The sequence below is a fragment of the Ensifer meliloti genome, from assembly GCF_030064585.1.
Classification (GTDB): Bacteria; Pseudomonadota; Alphaproteobacteria; order Rhizobiales; family Rhizobiaceae; genus Sinorhizobium; species Sinorhizobium meliloti.
On the sequence record NZ_CP120365.1, the window covers coordinates 862,006 to 876,633 of the forward strand.

Genomic DNA, 14,628 nt, shown 5'->3' on the forward strand with positions numbered 1-14,628 from the left:
TGTGACTGCCTTTGCTCGGACGACCCTCGCCTCCTGGTAAAATTTGCAGCTGGCGTCAGCGGTATTTGCTTTCGTAAAAGCGGCCCATGCCAAGAGCTCCCAGCAGATCGGTAATCCTCATGAGTGAAATTGAAGCCCAATTGCCGGTGATCCATTTTGCGGACGCAAGGACCTTCGAAACGTGGATCGCGGAGCAAGGCTCCGATTGCAAAGGGCTCTGGGTGAAATTCGCCAAGAAAGCGTCCGGGATAGCGAGCATCACGCCGAGGGAGGCGCTCGATGTGGCGCTCTGTTACGGCTGGATCGACGGTCAGCGTATTGGATCCGACAGCGACTTCTACCTGAACAAATACACGCCGCGCCGTGCGCGCAGCCGATGGTCGCAGGTGAATTGCGCTCGGGCGACCGAATTGATCGCCGAGGGGCGCATGACGCCGCGCGGCCTTGCCGAAGTTGAACGCGCCAGGACCGACGGCCGATGGGATGCCGCCGCGCCACCGCCGAGCAAGGCGACCGTTCCTGACGATCTTCACGATGCGCTCGCGCAGAATGCAGCCGCTAAGATGCTGTTCGACGAACTCGACAGCCGAAATCGCTATGCAATCCTCTTCCGCATTCACGACGCGAAGAAGAGCGAGACGCGCGCCGCGCGCATCGAAAAATATGTCGGCATGCTCGCCCGGGGCGAGACGCCCTATCCGCGGCGCAAGGCGCGATAGATCGACCTGCCTCTCAGGCCGCCAGCGGCTCGACCTCGACCGTCACGTGCGAAAGCTCGTGGATGTGTTCGAGCTTGCGGCGGTAGGTCGACGGGCTTTGCGGATTCTTCGTCACCAGCGAAACGATGGCACCGTGGTGGCCGGGCCCAAGCTGCCACACGTGCAGATCGGTGATCCGATCCCCGTCCCGCTCGATCGCCGCGCGTATTTCGTCCGGCAGGTCCTCGCCCGGCGGGATGTAATCGAGCAGCACGCTGCCGCTGTCCCGTATCAGGCCCCATGACCAGCGGGCAATCACCAGCGCGCCGACGATGCCCATCATCGGATCGAGCCATATCCAGCCATAGACGCTGCCGGCTGCAAGCGCGACGATCGCGAGGACCGAGGTGAGCGCGTCCGCCAGCACATGCAGGTAGGCAGCACGCAGGTTGTTGTCCCGGCCGTGGGCCGAGACGCTATGGTGGTGCTCGTGATGGTGATGATGGCCGTGGTGATGGTGACCGTGGTGGTGATGTGAATGATCCTCGCGAAGCAGCCAGGCACAGGCGAGATTGACCGCAAGTCCGAGCACGGCCACCGAAATGGCCTGCGGAAAACTGATCGCCACCGGATTGGCAAGGCGCAGAAGGCTTTCCCAGCCTATCAGCAGAGCGATCAAGGCAAGTACGATCGCGCTTGAGAAACCGGCGAGATCGCCAAGCTTGCCCGTACCGAAGGTAAAGCGCGGGTTGCGGGCGTTGCGCCGGGCATAGAGATAGGCAAGCGCCGCGATGAGCAGGGCGGCGGCGTGCGTCGACATATGCCAGCCGTCGGCGACCAACGCCATGGAACCGTAAAAGGTACCCGCGGCGATCTCCGCGACCATCATTCCCGCAGTCAGTGCGATGACGAACCAGGTGCGCCTTTCGTTGCGCTGGTGATTGTCGCCGAGGAATACATGTTCATGGCCTGTGGGCGCCGGTGAATGGGTTTCACTCATTTCAGGTATCTCCTGACGATTTCGATCAGTTCGGCAGCGCCCTCTTCGCGCTCTCCCTGGGTTTCGTGGCCGGCTACGTGCCCGCGAATATGATCTTCTATCAGCTCGATCGTCAGCCCGTTGACCGCACCACGCACGGAGGCGACGAGGTTGAGAATATCGCCGCAGGGCTGGCGGGCTTCGAGCGCACGCTCGACCGCCTCCATCTGCCCCTTTAGCCGACGGACACGGGCGAGCAACTTTTCCTGATCTCTGATCGTATGGGACATAGCATAGGGGGGTACCCTATTTTAAATGCCCATGCAAGCTGCACCGTCGCTGCGTTGCATTGGGGACAGGCCCTGAAGCTGCGCGCTCTCCAATGCGTCTTGTCAAATACCGACATCCGAATTCTGCGAAGGTGAAAAGTCGCTAGCGGTAAAGCCGCAGCTCAAGCTCACTTGCGCAACTTTCGCTCAGTTTGCCTCATTTTTGCTCGATTACGTCATCGCGGTCCATGATCTTGTCGCATTTCATACACTCGTCGACCCGGCACGCGACAGGCCCGGGCGGAGGGATGTCGCAATGCGAAATTTCTTCCCAGTCGCGGCTTTCCATGCCAATGTCGCAATTCGACAAGCTGAAGCGCATATTCCAAGCGACGAATATGCGAGCCTTAATGCATGTCGCCAAAAGTGCGCAGCGGTTTGGGGCTGACGACATGCACGAAAGCGACGACCTGAAGTGCGTCGCATGAATTCGATCTATGCAACGTGCTTTAGCCTGGGAGGTTTTATGCACAAACCGCTGACGAAGAAGCGTTCGCTCGTCTTCTTTCTGGTGCCAAACTTTTCGATGCTGCCCTTTTCGGCGGCGATCGAGACGCTCCGCATCGCCAACCGGATGCTCGGTTACGAAGCCTACACGTGGCGTCTCGCCTCGACCGACGGCCAAAAGGTCTATTCGTCGGCGGGCATTGCGCTCGAAGTCAACACCTCGCTCGCCGACGAACGCAAATATCTCGGGGGAGAAAGCCGCCCATCCATGGTGCTGGTCTGTTCGGGCGTCTATGTCGAGGACTTCCAGAACAAGTCGGTGAATGCATGGCTGCGCGAAGCCTATAACCGCGGCATCGCCGTCGGCAGTCTCTGTACCGGCGCCCATGTGCTCGCCTCGGCGGGCCTGCTCACGGGCAAGCGCTGCGCGATCCATTGGGAAAACCTGCCGGGCTTCTCCGAGAGCTTCCCCCAGGCCGATGTATATGCGGACCTCTACGAGATCGACGGCAACATCTATACGTGCGCCGGCGGCACCGCCTCGCTCGACATGATGCTGAACCTGATCGATCAGGATTTCGGCGAGAACCTCGTCAACCGCGTCTGCGAGCAAGCGCTCACCGATCGGGTGCGCGGGCCGCACGACCGCCAGCGGCTGCCGCTGAGAGCGCGTCTCGGCGTCCAGAACGCCAAGGTCCTGTCGATCATCGAACTGATGGAGAGCAACCTCTCCGAGCCGCTGTCGCTACTGGAGATCGCAGAAAGCGCGGACCTGTCTCGCCGTCAGATCGAGCGGCTTTTCCGCCAGGAGATGGGCAGATCGCCTGCCCGCTATTATCTGGAAATCCGCCTCGACCGCGCCCGGCACCTGCTTATCCAGTCGTCCATGCCGGTTGTGGAAGTCGCCGTCGCCTGCGGCTTCGTTTCCGCTTCGCATTTTTCGAAGTGTTACCGCGAGCTTTACAACCGCTCGCCGCAACAGGAACGCGCCGAGCGAAAGCTGACGCTGCAGATGGCGCGGTAGATCGCCGCGTTTTCGATCCTCTGGAACATAGCAGAGTTGAACGAAGCTCCGATTCGTTCGAACGGACCGATTAGAGCACTTCCGTGCGGAAGTGCGTAGTTTCAAAGTGTTAGAGCATTTCCCTGTTTCATTGAAATAGGGAAAATGCGGGCTCGCTTTCCGGCCGCGCCGTCGCGCTGGAGCGAGGGATTTCTTTTTTCGCCCGCTTTCAATTCGGCCGGAGCGCCATTTTCTTCGGATAACGGCCGTCTCTCACAAAAAATTAACGATTGTGCCGACCCCCACTTTCTTTGGGCCGCTGTTTTACTTATGGTCGCATAACGCGAATTTTAGCTGCGTTATCATCCATAAGTTGTTTATCATATATCACGAGAGATAATCATGTCCGGTCTCGCCTTGCCCGTGGCCTTCGCCGTTGCGCTGACGGTAACAAGCGCTCACGCGACCTTTGCCGACGAACTGACTTCCTCCCGAAATTGGTCGGGCTGTTACCTGGGCGCAAATGTGGGCTATGGCCGCGCCGATGCCGAAGCGACGGATTCGCCGTTCACACAGGGGCCATTCGCGACGGGCGGGACCTCGTGGAACAGTGTCGGTCCGCCCTACGAAGTGATCAAGAGCGATGACCACGGCGCGATCGGCGGGATCGAAGCCGGTTGCGACAGGCAGTTCGATGTCGATGGACTGACACTCGTCTTCGGTGGCGCGGTCGATTTCAGCCTGATGAATCTCGCCGGCACCGGCACGTCGGCACTCGTCAACGATACACATGCAAGCTTCGACACCGACTGGGCCGGCACCGCGCGTCTTCGTGCCGGACTTGCCGCCGACGACCTGCTCTTTTATGTGACCGGCGGTGTGGCCGTGGCCGATATCGACGTGCGCGCCTACGACCTTAGCGACTGGCCGACGATCGGTCAGATGAACGTCTCCGGCGGAGGAACAAAGAGCGGCTGGGTGGCTGGTGCCGGGGCTGAATGGCGCTTTGCAGAAAACTGGTCGGCAACGCTCGAATATCTTCATTACGATTTCGGCAAGGTGACCGCCTCGGGCGCAGCGATCGAACCGGTCGGCGCGTTCCCGCGCTACGAAAACGATCTCGATTTCGATGTCGTGCGGGTCGGAATCCGTTGGCGAATGTGACTTGCGAACTGAGCGGCAGGGACAAAGACGCAGGGCGATGCCTCGTAAGCGGATAAAAACCTTTTTAATCAACGAATTATGAGTTTCTCCGGACGCCTGTGAAGCGAACGGGGTCGTAGACAAAAACAGAACGGACACGCCCATGGCTCGGAGTCAGTGCCGTTCCCCCCAGGCGATCGCGGCAGACATTGCAGGAGTGCAGACATGGCGCAGACATTGATCGACTTTTCCGCCGGGCAGATCACCGACGGATCGGCCGGTGGGGCCGATAATGTCCTTAGCGCCGGCGGGCTCGTTTTCACGATAACCGCGCAAGGAAACTGGAGCGCCAATTTCGACAACGGCCGTTTCAACTTCGCCGAGGATCCGGCCTATGGCGGCGAGCACTTCTCGATCGCCATCACCAGCGCAACCGGAGCGTTGATCGACTTCTACGATTACCAGATCAGCGTGAACGCCGATCCTTTGATCGTGAATGGTTGGTCGCCCGGGCTCGGTCTGGACGGAACCAGCTGGCCTGACGACAATATTCACGGCGATGGGGTCGGACCTTACTATTATCGGGCGATCTTTGCCGGCAATGTTCCCGCTGTAAGCAGAGGGGCATCGCTCAGTGTGGGAGACCTCATCATTCCGGAGACGACGACCACCGGCACGATGAGCTTTTGGCTCGATAATATAACGATCGACGCGAACCACCGGCCGGTTGTTACCAATTTCGATGCCTCCGACGCAAAGGACTATGTCAGCGGCAGTCAAGCTGCGATACTGGTGGATACGATAAGTCCGGCTGCGGTCACCGATGCTGACAACACCGGCTGGAGCGGCGGACAGGTGCGCTTCACGCTTTCCGGACTGGTCCCAGGCGAAGATGCCCTTGGTCTGCAAAACCAGGGAACAGGTGCCGGGCAAATCGGAATTTCAGGTTCGGTCGTTACCTTTGGCGGCACCGCTATCGGGACAATGAGCGGAGGCGGTGCGGGGTCCAGCTTCCTGCAGGTCGCTTTGAACGGCAACGCTTCGGGCGCCGCAGTGGAAGCCATTATTCACAATCTGACCTACGCCAACATGGGCGCCTCGCCCACCGGCACAAGGACCGTCTCTGTTACGGTCCGCGACGCCGAAGGCGGCAATTCGACAACGACATCTACGACGGTGAATCTCGTCGCAGCCAATGACGCCCCGGTGACGACGACGTCCGGTGGTACCGGATCCTTTACGGAGGGAGATGCACCGGTGGCGATCGACACCGGACTGACCGTGTCCGACCTCGACAACGGTACACTCGCCTCGGCGACCGTCCAGATCACCGGAAACTTTCATTCCGATCAGGACGTTCTGACCTTCACGAATACCAGTTCGGCCGCGTTCGGGAATATCGATGCCACCTATAACTCCCTGACAGGCGTTTTGACCCTTACGTCGCCGGGCGCAACGGCAACAGTCGCGCAGTGGCAGGCGGCGTTACGGACTGTCACCTATGTGAACACCTCCGAGGCACCAACCGCCGCGGCCCGTACGATCAGCTTCAGCACCAATGACGGCACTAGCGACAGCGCTCCTGCCACGAAGACCATCGACGTCGGCGCCTTCAACGATGCGCCGCAAATTGCCGCGCCCGCCGCAATCGCCCTCATGGAGGACACGTCGGTCGCTGTCACGGGCATCTCCTTCTCCGACGCGGACGCTGGCGGCAGTTCCGTGACCGTCACCTTCTCCGTGCCATCGGGATCGCTCTCGGCCGTCAGCGGCAGCGGTGTCACGGCAGGCGGAACGGCGACGGGCCTCACGCTCACCGGCACGATGGCCGATATCAACGCGTTCATTGCTGCCGCCAACGTGACTTTCACGCCGGCCGCGAATGCGACCGGCAACGTGATCCTCACGACGAGCATCACCGATGGCGGAAGCACAGGCAGCGGCGGCGCGCAGACCGCGACCGAAACGACGGCGCTGCAAATAACGGCGGTCAACGACGCCCCGACGGTTTCGGCTCCCGCTGTGGTCAGTGTTTCCGAGGACACTGCGACTGCAATTACGGGCATTTCCTACGCGGATGCGGATGCGGGGTTCAGCAGCGTCACAGTTACTTTCAGCGTCGCCTCGGGATCGCTCGCGGCGCAATCTGCCGGCGGCGTTACCATTTCCGGCACGAGTGCATCGCTGGAAATGACCGGCTCCCTGGCCGACATCAATGCCTTCATTGCCGGTTCCAATGTCACATTTGCGCCGGCGCCCAACGCGACCGCCAACGTCGTTCTGACGACGGAGATAAACGACCTCGGCAATGCCGGGTCCGGCGGCGCGAAAAGCGAGGCTTCTTCCACGACGCTCGTGCTGAGTGCCGTGAACGATGCACCCGTAAACCACGTCCCGGCGGGGCAATCGGTTTCGACCGACGGCGCCCTCGTCTTCAGCCTTGCAAATGGAAATTTAATCTCGATTGACGACGTCGATGCCGGCGGCGGTACGGTCCTGGTGACGCTTACCGCCGAACACGGCCTGCTTACGCTCGGCGGCACTACGGGCCTGACCTTCATTGCCGGCGCCGGCGCGTCCGATTCGGGCATGATCTTTACGGGTTCTTTGAGCGACATCAACGTCGCACTGAACGGGCTGGTCTTCTCGCCTACTGCCGGCTATTCGGGCGACGCTTTACTGAAGATCGAAACCAATGATCAGGGGCTTTCCGGCTCAGGCGGTACGCAAAGCGATAGCGATACGATCGCCATCGCCGTCTTGTCGCCGGCTCCGAAGATCCTCAGCGTCGACACTGTCGCGCCTGACGGAGTCTACAAGGCAGGAGATACGATCACACTGACCGTAACCTTCGATGGCGCCGTCAACGTCGACACCACCGGCGGAACGCCCACATTGCTGCTGGAAACCGGTGCCACCGACCGGCTCGCTGCATATATCTCGGGTTCCGGATCGAATACGCTGTCCTTCAGCTACACGGTTCAGGCGGGTGATCTGACGCCGGATCTGGATTATGCGGCCCTCACCGCGTTAGCGGCGAACGGCGCGGCGATCCGAAGCGCCACCAATGTCGACGCCGATCTGACGCTCCCGACTCCGGGCGGCGCCAATTCGATCGCCGCACAGAACAACATCGTCGTGGACGGCGTCGCGCCGACGGTCACCAGCGTAGGAGTGCCTGCAGCCGGCACTTACAAGTTCGGCGACAGTCTGAACTTCACGGTGAACTTCCATGAGGCCGTGATCGTGGACACCACCAACGGCGTTCCGCGACTTACGGTTATCCTCGATACGGGCGGGACAGCCTATGCCGACTATGTTGCAGGAAGCGGCAGCACCGCTCTGGGATTCCGACTGACGGTTGCCGATAATCAGGCGGATTGGACAGGCATCACGCTCGGCCCCCTCACGCTCAATGGGGCGGCTATAAGTGACAGCGCCGGCAACAGTGCTCTGCGGACCTTGAACAATATAGCACCCACCGATTTCGTCCTCGTCGACGGCATCGTCAACGACGCCCCCACCCTCACCGGCGACCTAAAAGCGACGGTCGCGGAGGGCGGAACCTATAAGCTCACGACGGCGGATCTCGGCTATTCCGATCCGGACGACACAGCAGCGGGTGTTACTTTCACCGTCTCGAGCGCCGTCAACGGCTCTGTCCTCGTCAACGGGTCAGTGGCCGCTAGCTTTACCGCAGCGCAACTCGCAGCCGGCCTCGTCTTCTTCCGGCACAACGGCTCGGAGACCACCGCTGCCTCCTTCCGTGTCGCCGTCGAAGACGGCAATGAAGACAATTCCGCGCCGACGCCTGCGACCTTCAATTTCACCGTCAACCCCCTCAACGACGCCCCCATACGCACCGGCGACCTGAAAGCGACGGTCGCGGAGGGCGGAACCTATAAGCTCACGACGGCGGATCTCGGCTATTCCGATCCGGACGACACAGCAGCGGGTGTTACCTTCACCGTCTCCAGCGCCGTCAACGGCTCTGTCCTCGTCAACGGGTCAGTGGCCGCGAGCTTTACCGCAGCGCAACTCGCAGCCGGCCTCGTCTCCTTCCGGCACAACGGCTCGGAGACCACCGCTGCCTCCTTCCGTGTCGCCGTCGAAGACGGCAATGAAGACAATTCCGCGCCGACGCCTGCGACCTTCAATTTCACCGTCAATCCCCTCAACGACGCCCCCATACGCACCGGCGACCTGAAAGCGACGGTCGCGGAGGGCGGAACCTATAAGCTCACGACGGCGGATCTCGGCTATTCCGATCCGGACGACACAGCAGCGGGTGTTACCTTCACCGTCTCCAGCGCCGTCAACGGCTCTGTCCTCGTCAACGGGTCAGTGGCCGCGAGCTTTACCGCAGCGCAACTCGCAGCCGGCCTCGTCTCCTTCCGGCACAACGGCTCGGAGACCACCGCTGCCTCCTTCCGTGTCGCCGTCGAAGACGGCAATGAAGACAATTCCGCGCCGACGCCTGCGACCTTCAATTTCACCGTCAATCCCCTCAACGACGCCCCCATACGCACCGGCGACCTGAAAGCGACGGTCGCGGAGGGCGGAACCTATAAGCTCACGACGGCGGATCTCGGCTATTCCGATCCGGACGACACAGCAGCGGGTGTTACTTTCACCGTCTCCAGCGCCGTCAACGGCTCTGTCCTCGTCAACGGGTCAGTGGCCGCGAGCTTTACCGCAGCGCAACTCGCAGCCGGCCTCGTCTCCTTCCGGCACAACGGCTCGGAGACCACCGCCGCCTCCTTCCGTGTCGCCGTCGAAGACGGCAATGAAGACAATTCCGCGCCGACGCCTGCGACCTTCAATTTCACCGTCAACCCCGTCAACGACGCTCCTAGCCTTACGCTCACGCAGAACCTCACCCGCATTGCCGAAGATGCCTCGACGGGAACGGCTCAGAAGGTCGCTACTCTTGTGATCGCCGATGACACCCAGGGCACCAATCTGCTGTCTTTGAGCGGCGCGGATGCGTCGCTGTTCGAAATCCGCGCCAACGTCCTCTGGCTGAAGGCAGGAGCCCGGCTCGATTTCGAGGCAAACCCATTCCTCGACGTGACCATCGGGCTTGATGACTCATCTATCGGAGCAGGACTAGAAGCGACCAAGACGATCAGGGTGTCCGTCACCGACGTCATCGAGCGTTATATCGGCACGGCCGGCGCCGACCGCCTCACCGGCACCGCGGTGAACGAGGCCTTTGACGGAGGAGCGGGCAACGATGTCATCAACGGCGCAGCCGGCAATGATACGATCATTGGCGGCGCGGGAGCCGATCTGCTGACGGGAGGAGCAGGGAACGACACCTTTGTTTTCAAATCACCGAACGACTCGGCGCCCGGCTTCTCCGGCTATGTGAACAATGTTGCATATGGGCCCGCCTCTGGTGCCGGATATCGCGACACCGTGACGGACTTCGGGAACGGCTTCGACCGGCTCGATTTATCCGCCATCGATGCGAACACCGGCGCGGCCGGCAATCAGGCCTTCACGTGGCGGGGCACCGGCGAATTCTCCCGTCACACGGGCGAGCTCATCTACAAGACGTTCAATCCGGCGGGCACAGTCGACGATAAGACGATCATCTATGGTGATGTCAACGGCGACGGCCGCGCTGATTTTCAGATCGAGCTTTCCGGGTTGAAGAGCCTCGTGACGGGAGATTTTCTGTTGTAAGCCGGCCGGACCGCGTCTCGGCACTCCCGCCTCCCCGATCACAATGCCAGGACGTTCAGAACGGCAAATTCCGACATCAACCCGCGGCGCCGGTCGCCCGGACCGCCCGAATGGCAATCGTCCTTCAGGCCGGAACCTTGGTCCTCGCGTTCAAAGTTCTCACCTTGGTGAGCGTATCGAGGTTCTGATTGACGCGGCAGTAGAATTCCTCGTTGACGAAGGGGCGAACGACGAAATCGTTGCCGCCGGCTTTGAGGAACCGGGCGGAAAGCAGCCGGTCCGTCGACGACGACACACCGATGATCCTTAGCTGATGCGGGCCGTGGGCGGCGCGGATTCGCCGCGTAAGCTCGAAACCGTCGATATCGGGCATATTGTAGTCGGTTATGACGAGGGCGATGTCCGGATTGTTCTTCAGGATTTCCAGCGCCGCAGAGCCGTTTTCCGCCGAGCTCGTTCTGAAATTGTAGCGCTTCAACTGCGTCGTCAACACGGCCCGGGCCGTCGCGCTATCGTCGACGATCAACACGTGATGCTGCTGGTTCGTCAGGAATCGGCAGACGGACTCTGCCAGCATATCGACAGCAAAGACGCTGTCCTTGATGACATAATCGACAATGTCCTTGGCGAGGATCGTCTCGCGCGTGCTCTCCTGAAACGAACCGGTGAAGACGATCGTCGGCACGCTCATTTCGATCAGGTAGGTGAGTGCCTCTCCGTTCTCTGCGCCTGGAAGGTTGATATTGGAAATGGCGAGAGATGGCGCGAAGGAAGCGTTTTCGACCGCGAACTGCAAGTCCTCGTAGTCACGACAGACGATCACATCGATATCGAAAAGCTCCTTCAGCCGCTTCGAGACCATCGAAGCAAAGAGGTTGGAGTCCTCGGCAAGTACGATACGGTGCTCGCCGAGGGATTCACCGGAAAAGTACATTCCGGAAATGCCGAAGAATGACATTGATCGCCTATGAATAGAGTGTCCCCGGAAGGCACCCTATGAGCAAAACGCTTTATCCGGTGTTAATGGCGCGCTCATCCAAATGTCCGCGAAGGCATCCCTCAAACGAAGACGACATCATCCGCCGAAAGGTCGGCAAGTGCGACCTTGTCCAGCAGCAGACCGAATGTATCGGATCCATTGAAGGCGATGTAGAGCCCGTCTTCCGTCTCGGTCGCGGCGGCAACCAGGTCGGCGAAGCTGTCGATGCGCGTGGTGTCGGGTGCATATCCGGTAAAGCGCAGCAGGTCGCCGCCGTCCGCATCGAAATCCGTGATGCGATCCACACCTGAGAACGAAAACGTATCGGACGACCAAAGGAAGGTATCTGCGCCTGCTCCGCCCGTCATGACATCGTCACCCGCGCCGCCCCAAAGCACGTCGCTTCCGGCGCCGCCGTCCAGCCGGTCGTTGCCGTCGTTGCCGGCGAGCTGATCGTCGCCTGCAAGCGTGCGGATGCTATCGTCCCCAGAGCCGCCGGACAGCTCGAATCTCTCGATATTGGTAAAGATCAGCGACGTACCCAGCATTCCGGTCGAAGCGTCGAAATTCGTGCCCGGCAGGGGATCGATGACGCGCAACGTATCGCTGCCGCTCCCGCCATCGATAAAGCCGGATGGCGCAACCACCTGGATGAGGTCGTCGCCTGCGCCGCCGTCTATATATGTCTCTCCGTCGCCGAAACTCGTTCCGCCGTCGTAAATCTCGTCGTTCCCATCGCCGCCGGCGAGCACGTCGTTCCCGCCGGCACTGATCAGGATGTCATCGCCAGCGCCCCCATAAAGGGCATCGTCGCCGCTTCCGGAGGCGACATAGTCCCTGCCGCTGCCGCCGGCGACATAATTGTCGCCCTCGCCCATATGGGCGGTGAGCGAAGACAGATTTCCGGCGATCAGCGTATCACTGCCGCCGCCGAGATCCACGCTTGCAACCTCGATCCCGCTGATCAGCGTGCCCGTCGAGGCAAACCCCTGTCCGAAATCGATAGTGACGCCGTCGGTTCGTCCTTCATCGAAGATGGAGAGTTTATCCCAGCCGCTCCCGCCGTCGATCACCGCGGAGGAAAGCGTGGTGATGATGATGTCGTTATGGTCTCCGGCAAAGATCCGGTTCGCGCCAACAGTGTCGTTGATGATGTCGCCGCCGCTGCCTGTGTCGATCGCGTCGTCGCCCAGCATGCTGGTGCCGTCGTCGCCGTCGACGCCATATGGGCCTACGACGTCGTTCCCGGCGCCGGTCGAGATGATGTCGTCGGTGGCGGCGCCGAATATCCGGTCGTTGCCGCTGCCGGTCGTCAGGACCAGCCTCTCGATGCGATTGAAGAAGATGTGTTCCCAGTTCGCCGTGTTGTAGCCGATGATGCCGTGACCGTGCTCGCCGCTGAACCGGACGTCGGAGCTGACGTTCGACAGGTCGACCACCAGGGTATCGACGCCGGCACCGCCTGTAACCGCGCCGCCGGTCCCGATCAGGCTGATGAGATCATCTCCCTCGCCGCCGTCGAGCCGGTCATACCCGCTCCTGCTTGTCAGACGATCGTTTCCAGCCCCGCCGTCGACGAGGTCATCGCCGCCGCCGGCATCGATCTCATCGGCGCCGGCTAGACCCCAGATGCGATCCTTCTCCTCGGTTCCAGATAGCGTATCGTTTCCGGCCGTCCCCACGACTGTAGTCATGTCGCTCATCCCCTGAGTTGCGAAGAAGGCCACTAATATTAAATTCCAAAGAACAAATCGAGATACGGCTAAAAATAATTTTCGTACTACAAATATAAATTACATTACTTCAAATATAAAATTACATTGCACCCAAACCGAAATGCGGCCTGACCGCCAGCCGATTTCCGTATAGAATGTGTTCATGAGCGAAGCCCAACCCCTTTTCGATGTGCTGCGCCATTCGGCAAGGACGGAGGTCGCCGATGCATTCGAGCGGCTCGTTCGGGATGCACCCGATCACAGGCTTTGCCGGATCAATGCGCTCGCCTTTGCCGCGCGCGAGGGCCTCGACGAGGAAGAGACGATCGCAGGCTTTCTGCATGCGTCGCGCCTGGGCATTTTCGAGCTTTCCTGGAATGTGCTCTGTCCGGGTTGCGGCGGTGTACTCGATGCCAACACGTCCCTGAAGACGGTGCAGAGCACGGAGTATACCTGCGCGCTTTGTGCCGCCGGTTACGAGCCGACGCTCGACGAGATGGTCGAAGTCACCTTCACGGTCAGTCCGCGCGTGCGCCGCATCGGAGCACATACGCCGCATGAATTGCCGCCGGCCGAATATTTCCGCCAGATCTATTGGGGTTCCGGCATCGACCTGCCGGAAGAGGATTACGAAGCAAAGGTCGACGAATTCCTGTTGGAGGCACTGGAACTGCCGCCAGGCGAGAAAGCCGTGATCTCGCTGCAGCTTCCCGCGGAATTCGTCATCATCTTCGAGCCGGTGACGCATGCCGCGCAATTCCTGGATGTGAGCGGCGAACCGACAAGGGAAAGGAGGAATCTCGGGCTCGTCTTCGATCGCTCGCACCGCCATCACGAGACGCTGAGCTTGCCGCCCGGCCCCTTGCGCGTCTCGGTGGAGAACCACGCCGAGGTTCGTACCCTGCCCTCGATCTGCGTGGCAGGCGAAGCGCTGCATGCCCTGCTCGGCCGCCGTCGGCCATTTCTCACCGCCAAGCGGCTGCTCTCCAACCAGACTTTCCGCGACATCTACCGCACCGACACGCTCGATGTGGACCAACGGCTGAAGATCACCAGCCTTACTTTCCTCTTCACCGACCTGCGCGGCTCGACGGAACTCTACGAGCGCGTCGGCGACCTCGCGGCCTTCGACCTGGTAAGAACGCATTTCAACGTCTTGAACGAAATCGTCGCGGCCGGGGCCGGCGCCGTCGTCAAGACGATCGGTGATGCGGTTATGGCGACTTTCCCGACGCCCGACCGGGCTGTCACCGCGGCAATGCGGATGCGCGAGGCAATGCGCGAACTCAACGAAGAGCGCGGCAGCGAGGACCTGCTCCTCAAGATCGGCATCCATGAGGGGCCGTGCATCGCTGTCAACCTGAACGACCGGCAGGACTATTTCGGCCAGACCGTCAACATCGCCTCGCGCGTGCAACATCTCGCCACCTCGCGTGAGATCTTCGCGACCGGCTCCGTCCTCGAGGATCCTCGAGCATCCGGTGTGCTCTCTGATCGGGGCCTAAGTCCGATGGCGCACAACGTGACGCTAAGAGGAATTGCCAACGAGATCAGCATTTTCGCGATCCCGTGAGCCGCTCTTACGCCAAAGTTCTAAAGGAAATTCTTGCAGCTTGTGGCGTTGCTGTCGGTATCGGCCTTCGT

At 60.7% G+C, this 14,628-nt stretch carries 9 protein-coding genes; 5 read left to right on the forward strand and 4 right to left on the reverse strand.

Going from position 1 to position 14,628, the window contains the following annotated elements:
* The first annotated feature begins 119 nt into the window (after window positions 1-119).
* Window positions 120-719: a YdeI/OmpD-associated family protein gene (locus PZL22_RS11205; RefSeq protein WP_003530656.1), complete on the forward strand. Its 600-nt coding sequence runs from the start codon at window positions 120-122 to the stop codon at window positions 717-719.
* 13 nt (window positions 720-732) lie between these two features.
* Here PZL22_RS11205 and dmeF read toward each other — a convergent pair whose 3' ends face one another.
* Window positions 733-1,698 (reverse strand): CDF family Co(II)/Ni(II) efflux transporter DmeF, encoded by a 966-nt coding sequence (dmeF, locus tag PZL22_RS11210; RefSeq protein ID WP_003530654.1) that lies wholly within the window; start codon window positions 1,696-1,698, stop codon window positions 733-735.
* Complete coding sequence (locus tag PZL22_RS11215; protein ID WP_003530653.1) at window positions 1,695-1,967, reverse strand: metal/formaldehyde-sensitive transcriptional repressor; 273 nt, start codon at window positions 1,965-1,967, stop codon at window positions 1,695-1,697. Before PZL22_RS11215 ends, dmeF begins: the two co-directional genes overlap by 4 nt.
* A gap of 505 nt (window positions 1,968-2,472) precedes the next feature.
* On the opposite strand from PZL22_RS11215, the gene PZL22_RS11220 reads away from it, so the two are divergent.
* The 3 genes from PZL22_RS11220 to PZL22_RS11230 all read left to right on the forward strand — a co-directional run bounded on the left by PZL22_RS11220 (window position 2,473) and on the right by PZL22_RS11230 (window position 10,290).
* The gene (locus PZL22_RS11220) at window positions 2,473-3,477 is read left to right on the forward strand and encodes a GlxA family transcriptional regulator (RefSeq protein WP_003530649.1); all 1,005 of its coding nucleotides are present in this window, start codon (window positions 2,473-2,475) and stop codon (window positions 3,475-3,477) included.
* 381 nt (window positions 3,478-3,858) lie between these two features.
* Window positions 3,859-4,620: an outer membrane protein gene (locus PZL22_RS11225; protein WP_127516650.1), complete on the forward strand. Its 762-nt coding sequence runs from the start codon at window positions 3,859-3,861 to the stop codon at window positions 4,618-4,620.
* Window positions 4,621-4,824: 204 nt separating this feature from the next.
* Window positions 4,825-10,290: a beta strand repeat-containing protein gene (locus PZL22_RS11230; protein WP_284718652.1), complete on the forward strand. Its 5,466-nt coding sequence runs from the start codon at window positions 4,825-4,827 to the stop codon at window positions 10,288-10,290.
* A gap of 124 nt (window positions 10,291-10,414) precedes the next feature.
* Here the strand turns inward: PZL22_RS11230 and PZL22_RS11235 are convergent, their stop codons facing one another.
* Window positions 10,415-11,248 (reverse strand): response regulator, encoded by an 834-nt coding sequence (locus PZL22_RS11235; protein WP_003530083.1) that lies wholly within the window; start codon window positions 11,246-11,248, stop codon window positions 10,415-10,417.
* A 101-nt stretch (window positions 11,249-11,349) separates the two neighbouring features.
* Window positions 11,350-12,963 (reverse strand): SMc04171 family calcium-binding repeat protein, encoded by a 1,614-nt coding sequence (locus tag PZL22_RS11240; protein WP_003530081.1) that lies wholly within the window; start codon window positions 12,961-12,963, stop codon window positions 11,350-11,352.
* A 184-nt stretch (window positions 12,964-13,147) separates the two neighbouring features.
* On the opposite strand from PZL22_RS11240, the gene PZL22_RS11245 reads away from it, so the two are divergent.
* Window positions 13,148-14,557: an adenylate/guanylate cyclase domain-containing protein gene (locus tag PZL22_RS11245; protein WP_003530079.1), complete on the forward strand. Its 1,410-nt coding sequence runs from the start codon at window positions 13,148-13,150 to the stop codon at window positions 14,555-14,557.
* Window positions 14,558-14,628: the final 71 nt, after the last annotated feature.